This is a genomic window from Bacillus cereus group sp. MYBK245-2, assembly GCF_051916145.1.
GTDB classification, from domain to species: domain Bacteria; phylum Bacillota; class Bacilli; order Bacillales; family Bacillaceae_G; genus Bacillus_A; species Bacillus_A pacificus.
Genome location: NZ_JBQAGB010000002.1, coordinates 443,038 through 451,449, shown reverse-complemented (window position 1 = coordinate 451,449; position 8,412 = coordinate 443,038). Strand labels below are relative to the sequence as shown.

The window sequence follows — 8,412 nt, the reverse complement described above, 5'->3', positions numbered from 1 at the left end:
ATATAATGGTGAAATTATTACCTATACAATCGGTTCTAGACCGACGTATTCACTTGTTTCAGAGATGTTAGAGAAAGCATTAGAACGTTTACCTGAAAACCACCAGCTACTAATGCATTCGGATCAAGGATGGCATTATCAAATGAGACAATACGTCCGTACACTTGAATCAAAGGGGATCGTACAGAGTATGTCTCGAAAAGGAAACTGTTACGACAACGCAGTAATAGAGAATTTCTTTGGGATTATGAAGTCGGAGTTCCTCTACATAAAAGAGTTTGAAAGTGTAGATCATTTTAAAATAGAATTAGAAAAATATATAGATTATTATAATACGAAACGGATTAAGGCAAAATTAAAAATGAGCCCGGTACAATACCGGACTCATTTGGATCAAGCTGCCTAATGAAATAACCGTGTCTAACTTTTAGGGGTCACTTCAACAGCTTGCTCTTTTCTTATAAATAGATTTATTTAGACTTTAGATTTTTACCTATATATTGAACAATCTTTCTAAGCTCCGTCGATGTTGGACGACCAAATGGACTAGTTTGCCTCTGCTGATATAGTAGTTGCCCATTTTCATCCACAAGAAAGTACGCAGGTTCTCCATGAGTACCGTGATCTTCATAAGGTGCATCATCACCATGATAGAAAACATCGTAAGCTTTTAAAGCAACCAGGGATTCATCTGATAAAATTGGGAACGATAAGTTGTTCTCCAATGCCATCTTCTTTAAATTTTCTAACTTGTCAGTAGACACAGTAATAAGATGTACATTTTTCCCTTCAAAGAAACCTTTGCTTTCTTCAAGATCCTTCAGATCATGGACACAAACTGGGCACCAAGCTCCTCTAAAAAAAATAATTAATTTCCAACCCTTAGATTCTTTAAGATGGGTTTCTAAAGAAAATTCCTGTCCAGTTATTTCAGGAAGTATAAAGTTTGGAACCTTTTTACCTAATGTGAAAATAGTCATTTTGTCTCCTCCTTTTCATAAATGAATGCTTCCTAAATCTTCTAATGCTAAATTACACATATTATATTATCTTAATTAGCACTTAAAATATGTAAGCTTCATTACATTGCTTGAGAATATCAAAAATCACAGAAATTCCAGCCGTTCATAATAATTAATGGGGGCAATCCCCCTTCTATAAAGATAACCAGGATTTAGAAATCATATTTCTAGTAGAAAATAGCTATTCTAAATAGTGAATTCATAATTACTAAGGAGGAACTTGATTATGACAGTAATTACTAAGCTTAAGCAAACTATTTCTGGATTAAAAAAGTGCTCAAGCATGTTTAGAAGGATTTGTTCTTGATACTGACAATCAGCAAGCAAAACAACTGTATCAAAATGCTGCTCAACAAGCGCAGACAATTATTGATTCTTTAGAACCACGTGTTCAGGAGGTTCTATAAGATGAGCCTCAATATAATCAATAAAAAGCTGTCATCTTCAGATTTTTTCCAGAGGTCTTATCATAGTTAGATTTATAAATCTGGTGGGGTTCGCTGTATGCCCATCAAGTTAAGAAATTTGTTGTTCCTCAAAACGAAAAAATCGAGCTAAATTCTCATAAATAGCTGTAAAATAATAAAATTGTCGTTTTGGGGACACTCCAAAATACTAGCTTGATGGATCTGTGGTACTACTCCTTTATAAACAAAAGAAATCCTTTTAAACTAATTAGCATGGTTTCTTTTTTGTTCAGCTTAGATACATTCTATGTAGAATCATTGAGATACACTAATTCACTACAATTTATGGTATTTTTTAAATAATCCAAAGTTACATTCCGAACATTATTTTACATTCAAACCCTCATAAACATTAGGTTTATCTCAATCCCCTTAATATCCTCAAAATTAGGAAGAAAAGCATACATTTAAAAAATGATAAAGTGAAACTTTAATCAGTGGGGGGGTATTCATCCCCACTGATTATTTGCCTCCACCAATCGGGCGTTTACGGACAGTTTACCTTCCACCTAACTCCTTTACTTTTACAAATAATACTCAAATATTTTTGCAACCTTTTCTTTCATTTTTTCTTTTATAGATAATTGATTGACGTCAGAGGATGTTACTCGCTTTGAATTTTGTAAGTCTACATTAATGACTGGCTTTATTTTAGAAATATAGACAGGATCATGGATATAACAATTCATTTCTTCATTAAGTGAATACTAAAAAGGAGTTACATTATTATGTAACCCCTTTACTTAAGATTGAACTTTATTTCTCTTCCGGATAATCACAATACTCAATAATTGTCCCTTCAGTATCCGCTGGATTAAGATAAATTAATCTCCTACCGTGCTTATTCATTCGAAGTGTATGCTCTAACGTTCGAATACCTTGTTCTTTTAACTCTTCTAAAGCCACATCTAAATCATCGACACGATACGCAACGTGTTACCTTTTTGTTTAATAAAGCGTGCTATTGGAGATGTCGTATTATTCGTAGGTGCAAGTAATTCAATTCTATCTCCATCCACTTCAAGAATGGCTACTTCGCTTTCAACACCAGGAGCTTCACTTACGTAACGATCTATTAAAGTTCCTAACAACACCTTTTCATAAAAACGTATCGTACTATCTATATCTCGAACTGCAATGCCAATATGATCAATTGTTTTTTTCATTTTATTTCCCCTACTACTTTATTTTCTTTCATTATTAATAGTAACAAAAAAAGTTATAGAAACAAGTTCTATAACTTTTTTATTTAACCTATTTTCTTATTCGCACTAGCTGCTGGTTGAACTTGATTTTTTCCTTTTAAAACGCTAATGCCGTATCCGATAAATCCACCGATAATCGCTGGGAAGATCCAACCTAATCCTACTTCTTGCATCGGAAGGAATTTAGTGAACACTTGGCTTACTACTGCAATGTTAACGCCAGCTGCACTTAATCCATCAAATAAGCTGATAATAAATGTTACGATTAAGCTCACTTGGTAAACTTCAGCTCTTCCTTTGAATAATGAATGGAAGAATGTTAAGAAAATCAATACGATTGCTAGTGGATAGATTGCTGTTAATACTGGAACAGAAACTGCGATTAATTGTGTTAATCCTACGTTTGCAACAATTGCACTAAATACACATAGTATGATTGCAATTGCTTTGTAAGGGACATTTGGGAATAACTTATGGAAGAATGAAGAACATGCTGATACAAGTCCCACACTAGTTGTTAAACACGCTACTGTAATCATTAATCCTAATAACACTCCGCCATATGATCCGAAATAGTAGTTAGAAACTTTCGCTAATACTTCTCCACCATTCTCTAAATGTCCAAGCTTCGCAACACTTGAGGCACCCATATAAGAAAGAGCTGTATAGATAATTGCTAAAATAGATGCTGCAATGATTGTCGCCTTTGCACAAACAATCATAATCTGTGTTTTCGTTTTCGCACCTTTTTCTTTAATTGCATTAATGATAATGATTCCAAATACGAATGATGCAAGTGTGTCCATTGTTAAATATCCTTCTTGGAACCCTTTAAAGAATGCATGTGATGTATAAGCTTCCACTGGTGCTTGCATATCTCCAATCGGATGTATAAAAGCAACGATTACTAATATACCGATAAAAGTCAACTTAATTGGCGTTAAGATTTTTCCAACAATATCGACAATTTTCGCGGGGTTTAGCGAAAAAAAACAAGTGATGCTAAAGAATACAATTGTGAAAAGAATTAAAGGTGTAGAACCTAATCCTTCTGGCATAAACGGTTTAAGACCAATTTCATAAGAAACATTTCCTGTTCTTGGTATTGCAAATAACGGGCCAATCGCTAAGTATAAAACTGTTGTAAACACAATCCCGAACACTGGGTGAGCACGACTTGCTAATGACTGTAAATCATCTTTACCCGAAAAACCAAATGCTAGTACACCTAGTAATGGTAATCCAACACCCGTTACTAAAAATCCAGTGTTTGCAATCCATACATTCTCTCCTGCCGATTGCCCTAGCATTGCCGGGAATATTAAATTTCCTGCTCCAAAAAATAGTGCGAATAACATTAATCCAATAACTACTATGAACGAAAACGGTACTTTGTTCGTCATAATATAACAACCTCCATTCCGATCCTTTTATCTCATTTCCATTTTTAACTAATTGAATTTTCTGAATTTTTAATTCGATCATCAACTATTCTTGAACTCATTATAGTTTGCTATATAATATTTTGCAATACTATTTTCAAACTTTTCTTTTATTTTATAAATATACATTTTTTAACACGGAAAATAGACTAAAAAACCAACATGGTCATCCATGTTGGTTTTTCCGTTTACTATCATGAATTAAAATTTCGCAGCTACTTTTTTAACGTTCTCTAAACCTTCTTCAATAATTTGTTGTGAACGATCTGGATATTGATTATGTCCTTCAATTACAACAGTCTCTGGATTTGTAATTCCCCAGAATCCAAGCACATTCGTTACATAATTAACTGCCATTTCCATAGGAGCCATTTGTTCTGAAGAGTAATCTGAACCACGAGCACCTAACACAACGACTTTCTTATCACCAGCTAAACCTACTGGGCCATTTGCTGTATATTTAAACGTTTTTCCAGCTTGAGATAAGTATGAAATATATGTGATTAATGGTGCTGGTACTGTGAAATTCCATAATGGGAACGCAAATACAACTTTATCAGCTTCTAAAAACTGATTTAAATATTGATCTACTGTAGCAACAGCCTTCTCTTCTTCAGCTGTTAACTCCATTCCTTGACTACGTTTATATCCACCTGAAATAGCGATATTTCCGTAATAAGGAAGATCTAATGCAAATAAATCTAACTCTGTAATTTCTGTATTCGGATTTGTTTCTTTATAAGCACTTACAAATGTTTCATACATTTTTGAACTAACTGCTTGCTCCGCTGGACGATCGTTTGCTTTTACAAATAATACTTTTGACATTGTTTTATTCTCCTCTACTTTTTGATTTTCTTCTTTTTTACCAAATAATGAGCTAAATAATCCCATTTTCTTCACCTAAACTTTCTTATCATATTCATTATTCATCATCATAAAAATTCTTATTCTAATAAAGTGAAACTTTAATCAGTGGGGGGTGTTCACCCCCACTGATTATTAGCCCTCACCAATCGGGCTTTTACGGGCAGTTGATACCCTATTTACAGTTAGTTAAAACTTTTTGTTATTTAATTACCTTATGTAAGTGATTGTATTACACCTACTTACTTTAGTCAAGTAACTTTAAATAAAAAATATTATCTCGAATTAAAAATAATGATTCCAATACAATTAAAACATCCATTATAACTTTATTGTTTGTATAATAGATGTAGAGAGGGAAATTCATATTTAGAAAGGATTTATTCATGAGCACTATAGAAAAGATTCAAACTTTTATTATTCTTTTTGCTGTTACATGCGGCATCGTACTTGGACAATTTAATTTGATACATATGTATTCAGAGCAATTTATTGTCCCCTTCTTATTTTTCATGCTTTATGGATTATTCCTCAGCATCCCATTGAAAGAAATAAAAAGCGGGTTCCGCAATTTAAAATTCGCTGGAACGAGCCTTACTATTAATTTTATATGGACACCTTTACTCGCTTGGGGATTAGGTGCACTATTTCTTTCAGATCATCCAGCACTTTGGGTTGGATTTATTATGTTAATGGTTACCCCATGCACAGATTGGTACTTAATCTTTACTGAAATAGCAAAAGGAAATGTAGCACTTTCTACTGCAATTTTGCCTGTGAATTTAATATTGCAAGTACTACTGCTTCCCATTTATTTATTTTTATTTGCTGGTGTCATGAAGACTGTAGCGCTTTCTGTTTTAGTTGAAAGTATTGTTATCGTAATCGTCTTACCATTTGTACTTGCACATGCTACAAAATTCATTATGAATAAAATGAAAAAAACCGAAACACTCGAGAATAAACTCATTCCGTTTTTCAGCTCTGCGCAAATTATATTTTTAAGTTTAGCAATCGTAGCGATGTTTGCATCACAAGGTAAATATTTACTGCAAAATATGAATGTCGTTTTACTATTACTCATCCCTGTTCTATTGTTCTTTATCATTAATTTTATACTCGGACAATTTATCGGACGCATGATGCGCTTATCTTATAAAGATACAGTGAGTTTAAGCTTAACAACATTAGCAAGAAACTCACCTGTTGCACTCGCTATTGCTGTGACTGCTTTTCCGGACGAGCCCCTTATTGCACTTGCACTCGTTATTGGACCATTAATTGAACTGCCAGTACTTGCTTGTATTTCACAAGTGTTATTACTTATTAAGAAAAAACAGCAATATACATAATAAAAAAACGTCCCAAATTAGGACGTTTTTTTATTTTCAAGAAATAATAGAAGTAACGATAATTATCCGCTCTAAGGATTTTATACGTTATAGAAAATTAATTAATCATTATATTAACAAAGCCTATCTAATTAAACATTACAGGAAAAGTAAAGATAACGAAAGCTGCCCAAAGTCCATAGATTGGGAAATACTTCGTAACAGCATCTTGGATAGCTGTCGGCCCTGATTTGTTTTGTAGAAAACGCATATAGGAGAACATAATCCAAATGAGATTTGCCCAGATCAGTATGTTTACACCTAAAACAGCAAGTCTATTAGGTGTAATCCCGTAAGAAGAAAGTCTGAATACGATGGCTGACAATGCGACAGTGTCGATAATAAGCGCCAGAACAATTAAGGCAAAATTTATATAATCTGAAATGCTCTTTTTCTCGTCTGATTCACTCTCAACGATAGAAAATATAGTAACAGCCAATACGCCAAGCAGGATTCCGTTGAAGGCCATTAGGAAATTACGATCCAAGAACGGATTTTTCCCGACCCAAATTACCGTTATAAGATAAATAAACAATGTGATCAGGACGAGAGGGCTAAAAATTTTAGATATGTAAGGTGTAATATTTTTAGCAAGTTTAAGATTCAATGATACTAAGTATGCAGCCACTACAGCGAGAGCGGCAGCTCCAAATAAAACAACATTACTAAAATAGAATTCTCCTATATTCAAGTCAACAAAGCTAAATAATCGCATAGTGAATATTGCTAGTATCATTCCGCTCACTGCCATGCTTGCATAGAGAAGGCAATATTCTAAATTAAATTTAATATAAGCTAATCTTGTACTGCCTTTTGAATATTCATTTCCTGTAAACGCAAGTCCTACTAAGACCCATAAAAATATAGGAAGATGTAAATAAGCAAGGATTGTACTGTCTTTATAATTTACTGGCAACATATTAAGATACAACCCGGCAATTAGGAACAACGCTGCAAGGCAATAAATAATACTTTTTTTCGGAGTATTATTGTAAATAAAATAAGCAGCAATAAAGGGAATTACACCAAAAGCCAAGTTAATTGGAGCAATTGCTTCCAGTTCGACAAAGTGGAAAATGATTCTGGTGCTGAGCCCAGCTAGAATAGCTAACATACCCATGAATAAGAATCCTTTTTGAAACAGCGATATTTTTTCTTTCTTTGCCGTCTCCTTGAAATGCAATCTTTCATACCAAGCAGCTAGAACCTGAGAATCAGGTTTTTCATCCCATGCTTGTGAGAATGACTTTTTAAAAGCTTTCGGGTCTTTTCTATACATTCTCTCCAACTCATGAGGGTTATCCATATTTTCAATAATCAAATTATTAATATCCATATTTATACCTCCTCTAATTAAAAAAATAAAGTTGCTACCTTTTCCATAAAAAGCACCACACTTATTCATTATGATTTTGATTTTAATATAATTTTTATCGCTTTACAATAAATTTTTATCATTTAAGATGTCATTTTTATTGTAAGCTCCCTCAAATATCAGTCTAGACTACTCTCAATTCCCCTTAATTACTTTTTCCTTTTATATAAAAAAGATCAAGATAATATCAACATCCTATTTAAATACTATTTTTTATCGTTAGCATACAAAATAAAAAAGCATGACCTTCTATTTGTTGACACCACTTTGTCTTTACATAAAAAAGTCCTTTACTAACAAATAGCATAATCAGCTCATTTATGAATGAATGAATAAAGAACTTTTTTATTCCATCTCCCCAAACTCATTTAGGGTTTTAACTGCTAATTACATACTATTAAGTCTGTTTGAAATTCCCAGTACTGCGGTAACATTAGTAAAAAAAGACCAATTCTCTTAGCGTACAGGGAATCGGCCTTTTCTATGTGAAAAATTGCTTAGCGTACGAAAATCGCATTTTGTTGATGCTATCCCTCCAAGTAAAATGGACATTTTTATTTTGAGGCGTTATTTAATTCACAAATTGATGGACATGGGGCGGGACCCCTATAAAAAAGCGATAAATGTAATTTTAAAATAAAGT

Annotated in this window: 6 protein-coding genes and 3 pseudogenes; 3 read left to right on the top strand and 6 right to left on the bottom strand. The window is 33.2% G+C overall.

The genetic code is table 11. From position 1 onward, the window contains the following. A partial coding sequence (locus ACTFRN_RS07115; protein WP_438877181.1) for an IS3 family transposase occupies window positions 1-406 on the top strand: 406 nt, incomplete at its 5' end. A gap of 64 nt (window positions 407-470) precedes the next feature. Here ACTFRN_RS07115 and ACTFRN_RS07110 read toward each other — a convergent pair. After that, the gene (locus ACTFRN_RS07110) at window positions 471-980 is read right to left on the bottom strand and encodes a peroxiredoxin family protein (RefSeq protein ID WP_014893839.1); all 510 of its coding nucleotides are present in this window, start codon (window positions 978-980) and stop codon (window positions 471-473) included. A gap of 268 nt (window positions 981-1,248) precedes the next feature. Between ACTFRN_RS07110 and ACTFRN_RS07105 the strand changes: the two are divergent. Next, a pseudogene (locus ACTFRN_RS07105) lies at window positions 1,249-1,429 on the top strand (DUF1657 domain-containing protein). Between the two features lie 584 nt (window positions 1,430-2,013). On the opposite strand, the pseudogene ACTFRN_RS07100 reads toward ACTFRN_RS07105, so the two are convergent. The 4 genes and pseudogenes from ACTFRN_RS07100 to ACTFRN_RS07085 all read right to left on the bottom strand — a co-directional run. Then, window positions 2,014-2,196 (bottom strand): annotated as a pseudogene (locus ACTFRN_RS07100) (cardiolipin synthase); the annotation flags it as partial. Window positions 2,197-2,245: 49 nt separating this feature from the next. Then, window positions 2,246-2,655: pseudogene (locus ACTFRN_RS07095) on the bottom strand (VOC family protein). Between the two features lie 83 nt (window positions 2,656-2,738). Then, complete coding sequence (gene brnQ / locus ACTFRN_RS07090) at window positions 2,739-4,097, bottom strand: branched-chain amino acid transport system II carrier protein (protein WP_000182728.1); 1,359 nt, start codon at window positions 4,095-4,097, stop codon at window positions 2,739-2,741. Between the two features lie 240 nt (window positions 4,098-4,337). Further along, a complete protein-coding gene (locus tag ACTFRN_RS07085) occupies window positions 4,338-5,030 on the bottom strand; it encodes an FMN-dependent NADH-azoreductase (RefSeq protein ID WP_000522506.1) in 693 nt (230 codons plus the stop codon). A gap of 359 nt (window positions 5,031-5,389) precedes the next feature. On the opposite strand from ACTFRN_RS07085, the gene ACTFRN_RS07080 reads away from it, so the two are divergent. Next, complete coding sequence (locus tag ACTFRN_RS07080; RefSeq protein WP_000103801.1) at window positions 5,390-6,355, top strand: arsenic resistance protein; 966 nt, start codon at window positions 5,390-5,392, stop codon at window positions 6,353-6,355. A gap of 127 nt (window positions 6,356-6,482) precedes the next feature. Here the strand turns inward: ACTFRN_RS07080 and ACTFRN_RS07075 are convergent, their stop codons facing one another. After that, window positions 6,483-7,730: a DUF4153 domain-containing protein gene (locus ACTFRN_RS07075; protein ID WP_014893841.1), complete on the bottom strand. Its 1,248-nt coding sequence runs from the start codon at window positions 7,728-7,730 to the stop codon at window positions 6,483-6,485. Window positions 7,731-8,412 lie beyond the last annotated feature (682 nt).